Below are 15253 nucleotides of genomic sequence, written 5' to 3' on the forward strand. Positions count from 1 at the left end.
ACCCACTCTTCGGTGCCGTCGGAGAAGGTCTGGTGTTTCCAGATCGGGACCTCGTGCTTGAGGTCGTCGATCAGGCGGCGGCACGCGTCGAACGCCTCCCCGCGGTGCGGGCAGGAGACGGCGACGACGACGGCGAGGTCCCCCACCTCCAGCTCGCCCACCCGGTGCACGGCTGCCAGCGCCCGCACGGGGAAGTCGGCGGCCACCTTCTCCGCGACCCGGCGCAGTTCGGCTTCAGCTGTCGGATGGGACGAATAACCCAGACGGGTGACGTCGGCACCGCCGTCGTGATCGCGGACCGTCCCCACGAAGAGCGCGGTGCCTCCCGACGCGTCGTCGCCCACGGCGGCGAAGACCTCGTCCACGGAGAGGGGCTCCTCCCGGATGCCCAGCAACCGGATCGGGTCGTCCGCGGCCTGCTCACCAGGGTGATCGAACTTCTGCGACATGCCCTCATGCTGCCCTACCCACCACGGCCAGCGGAACCGGAAGCCCCCGGCTGTGCAGGCCGGCGCCGCCGAGCGGACCGGCCGTGAAGCGCCGCTCCTACAGGCCGCGGCGCTTGCGGGCCCTGCGCACGAGCGCGGCGGTGCCCAGCAGAGCGACTGTCGCGCCCGCGCCTGCCGCAGTGGCCGCTTCCGTACGTCCCAGTCGGCGTCCGGCGAGAGTGTGGCGTCCCGCCACCTCCTCCAGCAGCTCCGCCAGCACTCCCTCGTTCGTCCACTGAGGCCGCCAGCCCGCGTCGTGCAGCCGTGAGCCGGAGACGACCCAGGGGTGCATGGTGTAGGCGAGATCGCCCGCGGGCGAGGGCGTCAGTCCGAGCCGGTGCAGCCGGGACGCGGCCCCCAGCGCGACCGCCGAGGGCAGTTCCATCCGCCGGATCCCCGTGAGCTCCTCGACCTCCTCCTGCTCCAGCCAGCCGTCGCAGCCGACGGCGAACTCGCCGTCGGCCTTCTCCAGGACCGCGTACTGCAGGGCCGTGACCAGGTCTTCTACGTGGCAGAACTGCCAGCAGGGGCGGGAGTCGGCCACCACCAGCAGCCGGGGTGATTCGAAGTAGCGGGTCAGGGCGGTGTCCATGCCGGCCCCGACGAGGACCGAGGGGCGTACGACGGTGACGTTGAGCCCGGGGTGCGCGCGGGGCGCACGGCGAGCGAGCCGCTCGATCTCCAGCAGATCGCCGACGGCCGTGGCCTCGGCGGTGGCGCGCAGTTCGGCGTCCTCACTCAGCGGTACGTCGTTGTCCGGCAGAGCGCCGTACACCATCGTCGACGTGCACAGCACCACGCGCCGCACGCCCGCGGCCGCTGCCGCGGTGAGCACCGTCTGGGTGCCGCGGACGTTGAGGGCGGTACGGGCGGTGGGGTCCGTCTCCAGGTCGAGGTCGAGCGCGAGGTGGACGACGACGTCGACCGGATCGCCGTCGTTGCGCAGACGGTCGGCGATGACGGGGTCCCGGACGTCCAGCGTGTGCCACTGCGCCTCGGTGACCTCGCCCCTGCGCTCGTCGAGGGCGATGACGCGCTTGATCTCCTCCGAAGCGGCAAGCCGCTCCGTCAGGAGCGCCCCGACCCCCGAGGCGGCGCCCGTCACGGCGACGGTTGGGGTTCGCGCTGCGCGAACGTTGCTCTCGGAGGAACTCACCGGTCGTCTCCAGCGGTTGTTTCTGGTAGGAGGTGCGCAGGCTCCATCCTGCCTGACAGGTGTCTAGGCTGGAGGTGGAGCCGGCGAGATCCGTGCAGACTCGCGTATATCCCGATTGGTCCACTTCGGCCAGCCGGTCCAGTCCAACGTAGTCCACCAGCTCGTTCCTGCGAGCCAACGTCAGCGCACCGTCCGGCGAGACCCGCAGGACCTTGAACGCACGAGACCCACGAGACAGAGCCGAGGAAACCCGTGAGTGACTTCCCATTCGGATTCGGCGTACCTCCCGAGGAGCCCGAAGACGGGGACGAAGGCAAGAAGAAGGGTGACGGCGCCGGCCAGGGTGGCCAAGGCGGTCAGAGCGGTCAGGGCGGTGGTCAGGGCCGGGGCGGGGCGCCCGGGCCCTTCGGCTTCGGCGGTGGCCCGGGAGGCTCCGGTGCCGACAATCCGCTCGCCGCGATGTTCGGCTCGCTCGGCGGCGGTCAGGGCGGCATGGACCCCAACGACCTCGGCGCCGCCTTCCAGAAGCTCGGGCAGATGCTCTCCTACGAGGGCGGGCCCGTGAACTGGGAGATGGCGAAGGACATCGCGCGGCAGACCGTCGCAGCGGGGCCGCCCGGCCGCGACGCGCTGCCGGAGGGCTCCGAGAAGGCCACGAAGGACGCCAGCATCGGCCCGAGCGACCGTGCCGCGGTACAGGAAGCCGTCCGCCTGGCCGACCTCTGGCTCGACGGCGTGACGTCCCTGCCGTCCGGCTCGGGCACCGCGGAGGCGTGGAGCCGTGCCGAGTGGGTCGAGCTGACGCTCCCCGTGTGGAAGGACCTGGTGGACCCGGTCGCCGAGCGGGTCGGGGCAGCCATGGGCGACGTACTGCCCGAAGAGATGCAGGCTATGGCCGGTCCGCTCATCGGAATGATGCGCTCCATGGGGGGCGCGATGTTCGGTACGCAGATCGGTCAGGCCCTGGGTGTGCTGGCCGGCGAGGTCGTCGGCTCGTCCGACATCGGCTTGCCGCTGGGGCCGCCCGGAAAGGCCGCGCTGCTGCCGGGGAACATGTCGGCGCTCGGTGAGGGGCTCGGCGTCCCCCAGGACGAGGTCCGGCTGTACCTCGCTCTCCGCGAGGCAGCCCACCAGCGGCTCTTCGCGCATGTCCCGTGGCTGCGGTCGCACCTCTTCGGAGCCGTCGAGGGGTACGCCCGCGGCATCAAGGTCGACACCAGCAAGCTGGAGGACGTGGTCGGCCAGTTCGACCCGCAGCGCCCCGAGGAGCTGCAGGAGGCCCTGCAGCAGGGCATGTTCCAGCCTGAGGACACTCCGGAGCAGCAGGCCGCGAAGGCCCGGCTGGAGACTGCTCTCGCGCTCGTGGAGGGCTGGGTGGACGCGGTAGTCCACGCCGCCGCCGAGCCGCACCTGCCGTCGGCCTCCGCCCTGCGGGAGACGCTGCGCAGGCGCCGTGCCTCGGGAGGCCCCGCGGAGCAGACGTTCGCCACGCTCATCGGGCTGGAGCTGCGCCCTCGCAGGCTCCGCGACGCGTCCCGGCTGTGGGCCTCGCTCACGGACGCCCGGGGCATGGAGGGGCGCGACGGGCTGTGGGCGCACCCCGACATGCTGCCGACCGCGGCGGACCTGGACGATCCCGACGGCTTCGTGCACAGCGAGAACGCCGACTTCTCCGAGCTGGACAAGATGCTGGGCGACGCCGCTGAGGGGGCGTCCGGCGGCGTTGCGGCCGACGCGGGAGAGAGCTCCGGCGGTGACGGCGGCGAAGCCGCTCGCGACGAGGACGGCGGAGCCGGCCGTGACGGCGGCGGTGACGAGGGCCGCGGCGACGGCAACGACGGCAGCGGCCCCGACGGGAAGAAATGAGCCTGTTCGAAGACGCCGTCCGACGGCTCACGGAGTGGCCCGCCCCGGACGAGGTGCAGGAGGGCCTGCGCGAGGAGTACCTCCGCCACCTCCAGTCCCATCCGGCCGGCATGTGGAAGGCGTGCAAGGACGGTCACATCACGGCCAGCGCGCTGGTGATCGATCCCGGCGGAGAGCGCGTCCTGCTGACGCTGCACCGCAAGCTGCGGATGTGGCTGCAGATGGGCGGGCACTGCGAACCCGAGGACACCACACTCGAGGACGCCGCTCTGCGGGAGGCCACGGAGGAGTCGGGCATCAGCGGTCTGACGCTGATGCCGGGCGGACCTGTGCGGCTCGACCGCCATCAGACGCCGTGTGCCTGGCATCTGGACGTGCAGTACGCGGCGCTGGCGCCGCCCGGGTCGCTGGAGCAGGTGAGCGAGGAGTCCCTGGAGCTGCGCTGGTTCGGTTACGGCGAAGTGGCGACCGTGGCCGACGAGTCGGTGGTGTCGCTCACGGAGCGCTCCCGCGTGCTGGCGCGGACAGGGTGAACTGAGCGGGGCGCTGCCGGACGGACTGCGCCCCGCCAAGCGTGCGCGGCGAGGCCGGGTCCCGTCTCACGAACGGGGCCCGGCCTCACCACTGCTCAGTTGCTGAAGATGTTGCCCTGGTTCTGGCCTGCCGCTCCGTTCGGGCCCATGCCGTACTGCGCTCGGAGCCCTTGGCCGATCACGGCGTTCTGCGGAGGCAGCAGCTCGCTGGGCTGGACAAGGGCGTAACCCTGGCCCATGAAGCTCAACTCCCAGCCCTCGCCGGTGTTTCCGCGGCGGCGCCACACCTGCGAAGCGCTCGTCTGCGCCTGCATCTGCACGCGCAGGGAGCTCGACCAGGCGACGACAGCGTCGGCGTCGGCGTTCGAGTAGGCGTCCGGCGAGACCCGCATCATGAGGGGCTGTCCCGACGTCATCAGCGCGACCTTGCCCTGTCCGGTGATGTTGAGGTTGTACTTGCCGGACCCGGAGACGCCGAACTGGCTGTCCACCGCGATGACTTCCCAGTGCAGCTGGGAGTCGAGGGCGAGGACGTACGCACTGTCGACGGTCAGGCCGTCGCGTTCGACGTCCACGAGATGCACGTGCTGGGCGAGGTTGGCGAGGTAGACGGTCCCCTGCCCTGAGCAGCGCATGAGGTCGAGTCCCTCGCCCGTCCTGCGCCTCGCGTTCCGCTGCTGCGACGTCTGGTACTCGCCGTCGAACTCCAGCATTCCCTGATAGGCGACCATGCTGCCCTTGCGGGCGAGCACGTCCTCGTGGCCGGTCAGGGAGACGCGCAGCAGCCTCGGGTTCTGCAGCGCGTAGCGGTCCTGGCTCTGGACCTCGGTGTAGCCGAAAAGCGGGCTCTGCATGATCCTTCGTCCTCCCCCGTCAGCCTCGTGCCCGCAGGCGGTCGGCGCTGTCCTCGCTCGGTTGTACGACGACGAACCCCTGGCCGGAGAAGCCCAGTTGGTACGCCTCTCCGCTGCCCCGGCCGATCATCGCGGACGCCTTGAAGCTGCGCTTCCCCTTCATCTTCAGGTGCGTCGACCAGGCCACGAGCGCGTCCGGGTCCACCGACGTCTCGTCGTCACCGCGGCCGCAGTCGACGACGACGGGCTGGCCGCGGGTGGTCAACGCCACCCAGCCGGTGCCGGTGACAGCGACGTTGAAGAGGCCCTGGCCTGCGAACTTGGCCATCCCCTTGACGCGTTGCACTCCCCATTCGAGATGGGCGTCGAAGGCGAGGAGGTTGGTGCCGTTGACGGAGATGCTCTCGTCGTTGAGGTTCAGAATCACGACGTTCGCGCCGTAGTCGGCCAGGTAGAGCAGGCCGTCGCCGTGGCAGCGCATGAGCGGCGCGCCTTCGCCGGTGAGCCACTGGGAGGCGCGCTGCCGCACCGCCGGCGGGTTCGGCTCGTACTGCACGAAGCCCTCGTAGGCGATCATCGAACCGACGCGGGCGAACAGATCGTGGCCGCTCTGCATGACGACCTTGAGCATGTGCGGCCCGTGGTTCTCCATTCGGGCCGCGGGCTGGGACGGGGCGTAGCCCGCGATGAGCTGCTGATCCATGACGGGCTCCCTCACACCTCGTAGGGCTGGACGACGATGAAGTTGCCGGGCGCGCCGCGGAACTGGAGGTTCACGGTCTCGCCGCTGTGCCCGGGATATGCCTGGCGGCGGAGCCGGACCTGGCTGGAGACGATGACCTGAGCCGCTGCCGACCAGGCAACGACGGCATCGGCGTCGGCGAAGGTGGTGGGGGTGACGGGAAGGACCACAGGGGGGCCCTGCGTCGTGACGACGACAGTGCCGGTGCCCTGGAAGACCATCGTGAAGAGCGCACCGCCCGGTATGCCGTGGCCCTCGATCCGCCGCACCTCGTACTGAAGGCCCTCGTCGAAGGCGAGGACGTGGTCCGCGGACACGCAGATCGAGTCACCCTGCAACTCGATCGGGTGGAGAGTGGCGGCCTCCTCGGCGAAGAAGACCTGGCCACCGCCGGTGCAGCGCATCAGCTGCATCTCCTGGCCCGTTGCGTTGCCGACCACGCGGCCGCGGAAGCCCGCGCCCTTGTAGCTGAAGTCGACCTTCCCCTGGTAAAGGACCATGCTGCCCTGGCGGGCCAGGACGGGCTGGCCGTCGATGCCGAGGTCGACGCGGGCGAGCTGCTCGTTCTGCAGCGTCCAGCGCTGACCCGTGGGCGCTTCGCGGTACTTGTCGAGTGTGACGCCCATGCCCGCGGCCGGGCCCTGCGGGATCTGCGGCATCTGCGGCATCTGCGAGCCGAAGGGCGACTGCGGGGCCTGCGGGGCGAAGGGATTCTGCTGTGCCTGAGGCGGCTGCGGTGCCTGCGGTGCCTGCGGTGCCTGCGGCGGGCTGAACGACTGCGTGGGAGGCGGTTGTTGCGGCGGCGGTCCCGGCGGGCCGGGAGGCGCCGGCTGCGCGGGCGCCTGCCCCTGGGCGTAGGCGTCCGGGGCCGCGATCGTCGGGGCGGTCGCGTGGGCCGGCGTACCAGGAGCCGGGCCCTGCTGGGTGGCCGCCGGCTGCGGCGCGCCGAACGCGGGCGGCTGCTGCGGCGGGGCGCTCGCGGCGGGCGGAGCGGAAGCCGGGGCCGGTGCGCCCGCCGGCGGCGCGAAGCCGGGTTGCTCCGAGGCGCCCCCGGGCGGCGCGAAACCCGGAGCCTGAGCGGGCTCGGCGGCCGCCGGCTCCTCCTCTTCCAGGACCTCGCCGCCGAAATTGCGCAGCAATGCCTCGAGACCGCCGTCGAAGCCCTGCCCGACGGCGGCGAACCGCCACTCGTCCTTGAAGTAGAAGTCCCCGAGCATCACCGCACGTTCGGTGCTGAACTCCGAACCGTCGAACGAATACCGGGCGACCTCTTCACCGCCGGCGACTATCCGGATGTAGCCGGACTGCGCCTGGGACATCTGGCCGGCCCCGTCCAGGGCGGCGGTGAACGAGAGGCGCTTGATCTGAGAAGGGATCTTGTCCAGCGTCACACGGAAGGATTCCGTGTCGCCTGACTGGGCGCCGAGCTGCTGGAGCGACTCCTCCGGCGACTTCGGCTGGTTGAAGAAGATGAAGTACCGGTCGTCGGAGAGCCGTTCATCGGCGTCGAGGCCGAAACAGCTGATGTCGAAGGAGAGTCCGGGACCGGCGACCTGCACTCCCACGTACAGATCGCGCCCGGCTGTCAGATCACTGATCTTGGCCTTGTGGCCGCGCTGGAATTCCCTGGCCATACGTAACGACCGTCCCCCCGTCCGCAAATGTGTGCCGTATGAGGCGCCAGGCTATCCAATGCCCCGCGGAGTTCACTCGTCGCGTGCGGCAGGAAGTTCGGGCAGCCGGTCGGCGGCCACGACCCCCTCCAGGAAGCCGCGTGCCCGCTCCGTACGCGGATAGACCTCCAGCAACTCCCAGAAACGGGGGCCGTGTCCGGGCACCAGCAGGTGGGCGAGCTCGTGCAGCAGGACGTAGTCGACGACATATCCCGGCATGCCGCGCAGGCGGTGCGAGAGCCGGATGCTGCCCTCGGCGGGGGTACAGGAACCCCATCGAGTGTTCTGGTTGGTGACCCAGCGCACAGAAACGGGCCGCGCGCGCCCCTCCAGATACTGCTCGGAGAGCTGGACGGCGCGTGCCGCCAGCTCGCTGTCGCCGAGATGGCGCTTGCTCTCCTGGGCGGCGAGCTTTTCGAGCATGACTCCGACCCAGCGCTGCTCCTCGTCCCGGGACATCCGGGCAGGGATCATCACGATGGTGCGGTCACCCTCGCGGTAGGCGGAGACCGTGCGTCTGCGGCGCGCGCTGCGACGCACTTCGACCGCCTGCTGGCTGGTGCTCTTCAGCGGGTCGGCGGGCACGCGTCGACGTTACCCGTTGTGTGTGGCGGAAGTCCCACCTCCGGTCGGATACGAGGCTTATGCCCTGATATGCACTCGACTCATACGACTACTCCCCAGCCCTGTGGATAACTTTCGGCGGCCTCCTTGCCTGCAACCGCATTCTGTCCTTCCACGGCGGAGAGCCCGATGGGGCGGCACCTCACGGAACGGGAAGAGCATGCATCCGATGATCAAGCCCGCATTGCGGCGGGCCTGGCGAGACAGGCAGACGGTGCAGTACGGCGCGGCGCCCGCACACGCCGTGCTGCTGGGTCCGGTGGACAACACCACAGCGGGCTTCATGGAGCTCATGGACGGGACGCGGAGCCTCGTCCAGCTGCGGGAGGAGGCCGCACGCCTGGGCCTCTCGTCCGCTACGGCGGACCGTCTGGTGGAGAGGCTCTCCTCGGCCGGCGTGCTCGACGACGCGACTGCGGACCGGCAGGCCGCGGCCAGTGTGAGCGACGGCCTGCGCCCCGACCTCGGCTCGCTGTCGGTCGTGCACCGCGAGCCGGGAGGAGGGCTGCGCCGGCTCGTGGCCCGCAGGGAGAAGAGCGTGCAGGTGCGGGGAGCGGGGCGGGTGGGAGCACTGGTGGCGTCGACGCTGTCGGCGGCCGGGGTGGGGGAGGTCGACGTCGTGGACGGGGGTCACGTCGAGCCCTGGGACACGGTTCCGGGAGGCATTACCGCGGAAGCGGTCGGCGAGCGCCGGGATGCCGCAGCCCGCAAGGCTGTCAGCAGGGCGAGACCGTGGCGCTCCCGTGCACGCGGCCGTACGAGAGGGGCCGTGGGCCTGGTGGTGGTGGCGCCGCGCGACGGCCTGGACGCCTACGCCCCGGATCCGGCGTCCTCCGAGGGCTTCGTCCAGGCCGGGACGCCTCACTTGTACGGCGGTGTGGTGGAGAGCACAGGCGTAGTGGGGCCGCTGGTCCTTCCCGGGGTCTCTCCCTGCGCGGGGTGCATGCTGCGGGGCCGCGCCGAGCGGGACCCGAGCTGGCCGCTGGTGGTGGGGCAGTGGCGCACCTCGGGACGGCGACGTGCGGGGGTTCCCGCCTGCGATGTCGCGCTGGCGACGATGGTCGCGGGGGCCATCGCCTCCTACGCGCTGAGCTACCTGGACGGCGACGGCGGTTGCGCGGCCGGCTACAGGGTGCGCTTCTCGATGCCGCATCTGACGGGTGACACCGAGCAGCTCTCCGCCCATCCTGAGTGTCCGTGCGGTGCCGCTTTGGTGACAGCGGAACTCCCACCCTCGGCGGAAGCCCTGGAAGAGGTCACAATGGCCTGATGGCCGCCGTCCTCGGTGCTGTCCGGTAGAGCCGTCTGGAAGTTGGAGGGGCCCATGTCCGATCTTCCCCGCAAGGCAGTGACGCGTACGGCAAAACTCGCGGCGCTGCCTCTGGGGTTCGCCGGCCGCTCCGCGTGGGGGCTGGGAAAACGCATCGGCGGGCTGTCAGCCGACCTTGTGGGGCACGACCTCCAGCAGCGGACCGCGGAGCAGCTGTTCAAGGTGCTCGGGGAGCTGAAGGGGGGCGCCATGAAGTTCGGGCAGGCGCTCTCCGTCTTCGAGTCCGCGCTTCCGGAGGAGATCGCGGGCCCGTACCGGGCGACGCTGACCAAGCTCCAGGAAGCCGCCCCTCCGATGCCCACCCGCACCGTGCACCAGGTGCTCGCCGAGCGGATGGGCGAGGACTGGCGGGACCTCTTCGAGGAGTTCGAGGACAAGCCCTCGGCGGCGGCGTCCATCGGGCAGGTGCACCGCGGCGTCTGGCATGACGGGCGTGAGGTCGCGGTGAAGGTTCAGTACCCCGGCGCGGGTGAAGCGTTGATCTCGGACCTCACCCAGCTCGGCAGGTTCGCCCTGCTGCTGGGCCCCCTCATACCGGGGATGGACATCAAGCCCCTCATCTCCGAACTGCGCGACAGGGTGAGCGAAGAGCTGGACTACGGCTTGGAGGCCCAGGCACAGAGGACGTACGCGGAGGAGTTCGCGGACGACCTGGACGTCGTGATCCCCGACGTGGTGCATCAGTGCGAGCAGGTGCTGGTCACCGAGTGGATGGACGGCGTACCGCTCGCCGAGGTGATACGCGAGGGCACCCAGGACGAGCGCGACCGGGCGGGGCAGCTTCTCGCCCGCTTCCTCTTCTCCGGCACGGCTCGTACCGGACTTCTGCACGCCGACCCGCATCCCGGCAACTTCCGCCTGATACCCGGAGACGGGTCCGGCGAGGACGGCGACACCGCGCAGTGGCGGCTGGGGGTGATGGATTTCGGCACCGTGGACAGGCTCCCCGAAGGGCTGCCTCCCATGATCGGCACGGCACTGCGCATGGTCATCGAGGGCGAAGCCGAGGCGGTCTACGAGTTGCTGCGCGCCGAGGGGTTCGTCAAGGAGTCCATCGACCTTGAACCGGCTGAAGTACTGGACTACTTGGTCCCCGTGATCGAACCGGCGCGGGCGGAGACCTTCCCCTTCGACCGCGACTGGATGCGCGAGCAGGCCGCGCGGATCGCTGATCCGCGCTCCCCCGCACACCAGTTGGGCAAGCAGCTCAATCTGCCGCCCTCATATCTGCTTCTGCACCGCGTGACGCTGAGCACCATCGGTGTCCTGTGCCAGCTCGGGGCGTCGGTGAGGATGCGGGAGGAGATGGAGGCGTGGGTCCCGGGCTTCGCCGACGACGAGGATGACGAGGGCGCTTCCCCCGCGGAGGACACTTCTGCCTGAGCTTCGACGCCTCGCGACAGGCCGGCAGACGGCGCCGGCCGATGGCCTTTGCCTCATGCCGAGTCGTCACTGATCGCCGGGACACCGCGCCGGAGCCGTCGGCCGGACGGCAGCTGCAGGAGAGGCGCCTTGGCGGGAGCGGGCTGCTCACCACCAGGACGAGTCGAGGCGCTGCTCGATGGCTCTGATGCTCTCCCGGGCGCACGTGTCGCAGAAGTAGCGTGTCTCACCGTTCTCGCGGGAGCTCACCCAGGTCAGCGGAATCGCGTGGGCGACCTTCCCGCATGCGGCGCACGCTGTCCCGCCCGCCGTCGACTCGCTGTTCGTCTCGTCCATTCATCGAAAGATAACGCCGGGCAGACCCGAGAGCCGGGGCATGGCGCCCCGGCTCTCCGGTGACTTCACTGCATGACCGCCATGGCGATCGCCCGGCGGGCTCGCAGGGAGGCACGCTCCGCACGGCGCTGAAGGCGACGGGCGGATGTGACGCGCAGGGCCCTGCGTTGCGACTCGGCCTCGTGCAGGCGGTCGTCCATATGGGCTCGAGCCAGGGATTCTGGCATGAGTTGCATTTCTCGGTTCCTGTTCTGACGCGAGGAGTTCGCGTCGATTCCAGTTCTGTCGGGTGTCTCGGAGGCAGCTGTCATCGTCGGGACCTGCTTCGGAAGGTGACGCAGCTGCGGATCGTGCGTCATCGGGCGGTCGATCGTGCCGGCGGTCGTCATGCCGTGACCGGGTTCTTACGCGGGCGTCCGCGCGGACGCTTCCTGGGAACCACCACGCCCTGGATGAACAGCTCGCCGCCCCATACCCCCCAGGGCTCGCGGCGGTCCTTGGCGCCGGCGAGGCAGGCCTCACGCAGCGGGCAGGTCTGGCAGAGCGTCTTCGCGTACTCCACGTCGGCCGGGGCCTCGGCGAAGAAGACCTCGGGGTCGTAGGAACGGCAGGGCACGGTGACGTCGAGACGCTCGATGGCGTCGTCGAGTTCGGTGAGCGTGATGAGCGGGGCGGGCACAGGGTCCTCCGTGGGGCAGTCAGGCGGCATCAGGTCGGTCGTGGGTGACGGGGTGTGCGTGTTGGGGTGCACTGCCGGTTTTCCTCGTCTGTCGATGTCTGTTGTCTTGTCGGCCCGGCTGGTGGCCGGGCGGGGGCAAACAGAAGGGCCGCGGATCCCGGTGTGGGTTCCGCGGCCCTGGAAGGTGCCGACCTGATCTGCCGATCAGGCTGGATCTCTCCAGGGTTCGAGCCCACGGAAGGCCCACGTCGGGTTGTGCTTCGGCTCTTCGTTGCGGATGCCTGCGTCAGGGGCCGCGAACATGCGGACATAGGCCACTGCCTGTGCCGCTGCTGCAGATCCCTTGGTCTGTCGTACGCCGCTGCTGGGAACGACGCGGGACACACCGATGCCGTTGAGCCGGGAATCGAGCAGGCAAGAGGCGACGACCGAGCGGTCGGTCATCTGGGTGTCGGTGATGAAGCTGATCACTGGGCTCGCCTCCTCTCGGCGACTCGGGGGATCAACCGAAGCTGATCCGCATACGTACAGGAGTCAGTACAGCATGGATGGGGTGGGGCGAAAAGCCCCCGCCCTGTCCACGTCCGGAAGGCTATGGTGCTCCGGACAGCGCGCGCAAACTATTTTTCCGCCCCTTCTGGAAAAGGTTCCGAAGCGGGTGCCGGGCCGGACCCGCAGCAGGTGCTGGCTCGGCCGGCTACGAAGTACCCGGCGGTCGTGCGAGGGAGCCCCGCACCCGTCACTACGCGCCGGTCACCAGGCAGCCCCCCACGAACGCCAGGCGCCAGGCGTCGGGCGTCGGGCGTCGGGCGTCGGGCGTCAACCAGCAGACGCCAGCCACCGGCCGCGGCACACCTGGCGTCGGCATGGCGGCCCGGGACGCTTACTGCGAAGGCTCTTCGGCGTCTTCAGCGCCCAACTCCTCGCCCGCGCACAGCGCGAGGACGTCGGCGCCGAACCGCTCGAGCTTGCGCGCCCCCACGCCTGAGATGCACGCCAGCTCCGCCTCCCCGTCCGGCACCGTCTCAGCGATCGCCAGCAGCGTCTTGTCGGTGAAGACGCAGTACGCGGGCTGCCCCAGTTGCTTCGCCTGCTCGGAGCGCCACTCACGCAGGCGTTCGTAGAGCTGCTCGTCCATGTCGGACGGGCAGTCCTCACAGCGCATCAGCTTCATCTCGCCTGGGTCGGTCAGGGAACGCCCGCAGACCCGGCACTGCACGGGCCCGCGCCGCTTGCGCGCCCGGCTGCCGCCACTCCGCCCGCGCTCGATGCCGCCGGGGCCGCCGGAACCGCGGGTGCCCGTCGCCGACGTTCCGGGCCGCAGCCCGTTGAGGAACCGGCTGGGGCGCCTGCCGCCGCGGCCCCCCGGCGAGCGCGACAGCGCCCAGGAGAGCGTCAGATGGAGGCGCGCCCTGGTGACGCCGACGTAGAGCAGACGCCGCTCCTCCTCGACCTGGGCGTCCGTCTTGGCGTGGGTGATCGGCATCATCCCCTCGGTGAGCCCGGTCAGGAACACCGCATCCCATTCGAGGCCCTTGGCCGAGTGCAGAGACGCGAGGGTGACGCCCTCGACCGTGGGGGCGTGCTGTGCGTTGGCCCGCTCGTCCAGCTCCGCCACGAAGTCGCCCAGCGTCGGGGCTTCCTTGCCCGCCGCGGAGCGGGACGCGGCGAGGGACTCCGCGAGCCGGACGAGCGCCGCCAGGGACTCCCAGCGGTCGCGCACGGCCCCGGAGCCCGCCGGAGGCTCCGGCGTCCAGCCGCTGCCGCTCAGGACGGCACGCACCTGGGAGGGGAGGTCGGCCGCGCCGTCGAGCAGGCTGTCGTTCTCCCCGAAGCGGGCGGCGCTGCGCAGCGCCACTCCCGCCTCCCGGACCTCCGGGCGCTCGAAGAACCGTTCGGCGCCCCGGAGTTGATACGGCACGTCGGCGTCGACCAGTGCCTGCTCGTAGATCTCCGACTGGGCGTTGATGCGGTAGAGCACGGCGATCTCGCTGGCGGGCACGCCCGAGTCGATCAGCTCGCGGATGCGCCTGGCGGTTCCCTCGGCCTCGGACGGCTCGTCCGCGTACTCCACGTACGCCGGTTCGGGGCCGGCTTCCCGCTGCGAGACCAGCTCCAGGCGGTGCTCCGCCGCACGGCCCGTCGCCTGTGAGAGCAGGCCGTTCGCCAGGTGGACGACCTGCGGCGTGGAGCGGTAGTCGCGCACGAGCTTGACGACCGTGGAGTCCGGGTGCCGGGTGCGGAAGTCGAGAAGGTGGTCCGGAGTGGCGCCGGTGAAGGAGTAGATCGTCTGGCTGGCGTCCCCCACGACGCACAGGTTTTGCCGGTCGCCCACCCACAGCTCCAGCAGGCGCTGCTGCAGAGGGCTGACGTCCTGGTACTCGTCGACCACGAAGTGCTGGTACTGCCCGCGGACGGTGTCGGCGATGTCGGGGCGGTCCTGCAGGACCCCGACCGTCAGCAGCAGGACGTCCTCGAAATCGATGACCGAGCGGTCGCGCTTGAGCTGCTCGTACATGCCGAAGACGCGGGCCGTCTCCGCCGGGTCCCGCGGGGGCACCCGGGTCGTCTTGGCGACCACCGCCGGGTAGTCCTCCGGCACCGTCTGCGTCACCTTCGACCACTCGATCTCGCCGATGAGGTCCCGCAGTTCGTTCCGGTCGAGGCGCAGACGGCAGCGCGCGGCCGCTTCGGCGACGAGCTGGACCTTGCGTTCCAGCAGGCGGGGGAGCTCGCCCCCCACGGCTCGGGGCCAGAAGAACTGGAGCTGGCGCAGGGCGGCCGAGTGGAACGTACGCGCCTGGACGCCGCTCGCCCCGAGCTGCCGCAGCCTCCCGCGCATCTCCCCCGCCGCCCGGCTGGTGAAGGTGACCGCGAGGACGCTGGCCGGGGGAAGGATGCCCGCGCGCACGCCGTAGGCGATGCGGTGGGTGATGGCGCGGGTCTTGCCCGTGCCCGCGCCCGCGAGCACGCACACCGGGCCGTGGAGGGCCGTGGCCACTTCCCGCTGCTCCGGATCGAGCCCCTCCAGCACGGCGTCGGCGTCACGAGGCGGATCCGCGTAGGCGTCGGGCTGGGAGAACAGGGTGGGGTCCGTTGCTGCTGTCACCCCGCCATGCTGCCAGGTGGATCCCGGCGGTAGTCACGCTTGTCCACAGCTGAAGTCGTATCGTCCTACGGACTGTTGCGCCGGCCGCTCTGAGGAGGCGCCCCGGGCCGCCGCAGGACGGTTCGGGGACCCGGGAATGGTCCGGTTCGCTCGTACGTTCCCTCAGGCACCAACTGACACGAAGGAGCGCGAAACCCATGGCGGGAAACGTGACGATGTACAGCACCACATGGTGCGGCTACTGCCGTCGGCTGAAGGGCCAGATGGACCGCGCGGGGATCGCGTACACCGAGGTCAACATCGAGCACGACCCGGAGTCGGCCGACTTCGTGGAGAAGGCCAACGGCGGCAACCAGACGGTGCCGACCCTGCTCTTCCCCGACGGGACGACGCTGACCAACCCTTCTCTCGCACAGGTGCAGGCCGCCCTGGGCGCCTGAACACACGGCGCACGCCGGGCGCACGCCCGCCCTCGGCGGC

At 70.6% G+C, this 15253-nt stretch carries 16 protein-coding genes; 5 read left to right on the forward strand and 11 right to left on the reverse strand.

Annotated elements, in window-relative coordinates; genetic code table 11:
* Positions 1–449: molybdenum cofactor biosynthesis protein MoaE (locus IEY56_RS14005; RefSeq protein ID WP_189037589.1), on the reverse strand; the 449-nt coding region annotated here is incomplete at its 3' end.
* Positions 450–546: 97 nt separating this feature from the next.
* Positions 547–1644: an SDR family oxidoreductase gene (locus IEY56_RS14010; RefSeq protein ID WP_189037491.1), complete on the reverse strand. Its 1098-nt coding sequence runs from the start codon at positions 1642–1644 to the stop codon at positions 547–549.
* A gap of 252 nt (positions 1645–1896) precedes the next feature.
* On the opposite strand from IEY56_RS14010, the gene IEY56_RS14015 reads away from it, so the two are divergent.
* Together IEY56_RS14015 and IEY56_RS14020 are read left to right on the forward strand one after the other, a co-directional pair.
* Positions 1897–3510, forward strand: a complete 1614-nt coding sequence (locus IEY56_RS14015; RefSeq protein ID WP_189037492.1) for a zinc-dependent metalloprotease — start codon at positions 1897–1899, stop codon at positions 3508–3510.
* The gene (locus IEY56_RS14020; protein ID WP_189037493.1) at positions 3507–4043 is read left to right on the forward strand and encodes an NUDIX hydrolase; all 537 of its coding nucleotides are present in this window, start codon (positions 3507–3509) and stop codon (positions 4041–4043) included. Before IEY56_RS14015 ends, IEY56_RS14020 begins: the two co-directional genes overlap by 4 nt.
* Before the next feature lie 95 nt (positions 4044–4138).
* On the opposite strand, the gene IEY56_RS14025 is transcribed toward IEY56_RS14020, so the two are convergent.
* The 4 genes from IEY56_RS14025 to IEY56_RS14040 all read right to left on the reverse strand — a co-directional run bounded on the left by IEY56_RS14025 (position 4139) and on the right by IEY56_RS14040 (position 7897).
* Positions 4139–4897, reverse strand: coding sequence for an AIM24 family protein (locus tag IEY56_RS14025; protein WP_189037494.1), 759 nt, complete (start codon positions 4895–4897; stop codon positions 4139–4141).
* Between the two features lie 19 nt (positions 4898–4916).
* The gene (locus IEY56_RS14030) at positions 4917–5600 is read right to left on the reverse strand and encodes an AIM24 family protein (RefSeq protein ID WP_189037495.1); all 684 of its coding nucleotides are present in this window, start codon (positions 5598–5600) and stop codon (positions 4917–4919) included.
* An 11-nt stretch (positions 5601–5611) separates the two neighbouring features.
* Complete coding sequence (locus IEY56_RS14035; RefSeq protein WP_189037496.1) at positions 5612–7273, reverse strand: TerD family protein; 1662 nt, start codon at positions 7271–7273, stop codon at positions 5612–5614.
* A gap of 72 nt (positions 7274–7345) precedes the next feature.
* Positions 7346–7897, reverse strand: coding sequence for a M48 metallopeptidase family protein (locus IEY56_RS14040; protein ID WP_189037497.1), 552 nt, complete (start codon positions 7895–7897; stop codon positions 7346–7348).
* Between the two features lie 208 nt (positions 7898–8105).
* Between IEY56_RS14040 and IEY56_RS14045 the strand changes: the two genes are divergently transcribed.
* Positions 8106–9206 carry a ThiF family adenylyltransferase gene (locus IEY56_RS14045; protein ID WP_373292084.1) on the forward strand — a complete coding sequence of 367 codons (1101 nt, stop codon included), beginning with the start codon at positions 8106–8108 and terminating at the stop codon, positions 9204–9206.
* 54 nt (positions 9207–9260) lie between these two features.
* Positions 9261–10649, forward strand: a complete 1389-nt coding sequence (locus IEY56_RS14050; RefSeq protein WP_189037499.1) for an ABC1 kinase family protein — start codon at positions 9261–9263, stop codon at positions 10647–10649.
* Between the two features lie 147 nt (positions 10650–10796).
* On the opposite strand, the gene IEY56_RS14055 is transcribed toward IEY56_RS14050, so the two are convergent.
* The 5 genes from IEY56_RS14055 to IEY56_RS14070 all read right to left on the reverse strand — a co-directional run bounded on the left by IEY56_RS14055 (position 10797) and on the right by IEY56_RS14070 (position 14773).
* Positions 10797–10985 carry a hypothetical protein gene (locus tag IEY56_RS14055; RefSeq protein ID WP_189037500.1) on the reverse strand — a complete coding sequence of 63 codons (189 nt, stop codon included), beginning with the start codon at positions 10983–10985 and terminating at the stop codon, positions 10797–10799.
* Between the two features lie 65 nt (positions 10986–11050).
* A complete protein-coding gene (locus IEY56_RS28450; protein WP_229711873.1) occupies positions 11051–11374 on the reverse strand; it encodes a putative WhiB-interacting protein in 324 nt (107 codons plus the stop codon).
* On the reverse strand, positions 11371–11736 hold the full coding sequence (locus IEY56_RS14060; protein WP_373292085.1) for a WhiB family transcriptional regulator: 366 nt from the start codon (positions 11734–11736) through the stop codon (positions 11371–11373). The genes IEY56_RS28450 and IEY56_RS14060 overlap by 4 nt, the downstream gene beginning before the upstream one ends.
* Positions 11737–11868: 132 nt before the next feature.
* The gene (locus IEY56_RS14065; protein ID WP_229711874.1) at positions 11869–12135 is read right to left on the reverse strand and encodes a hypothetical protein; all 267 of its coding nucleotides are present in this window, start codon (positions 12133–12135) and stop codon (positions 11869–11871) included.
* A gap of 412 nt (positions 12136–12547) precedes the next feature.
* Positions 12548–14773 (reverse strand): ATP-dependent DNA helicase UvrD2, encoded by a 2226-nt coding sequence (locus IEY56_RS14070; RefSeq protein WP_189037501.1) that lies wholly within the window; start codon positions 14771–14773, stop codon positions 12548–12550.
* Between the two features lie 197 nt (positions 14774–14970).
* Between IEY56_RS14070 and IEY56_RS14075 the strand changes: the two genes are divergently transcribed.
* Positions 14971–15213 (forward strand): mycoredoxin, encoded by a 243-nt coding sequence (locus IEY56_RS14075; RefSeq protein WP_189037502.1) that lies wholly within the window; start codon positions 14971–14973, stop codon positions 15211–15213.
* Positions 15214–15253 lie beyond the last annotated feature (40 nt).

The sequence above is a fragment of the Streptomyces daqingensis genome, assembly GCF_014645895.1.
Classification (GTDB): Bacteria; Actinomycetota; Actinomycetes; order Streptomycetales; family Streptomycetaceae; genus Streptomyces; species Streptomyces daqingensis.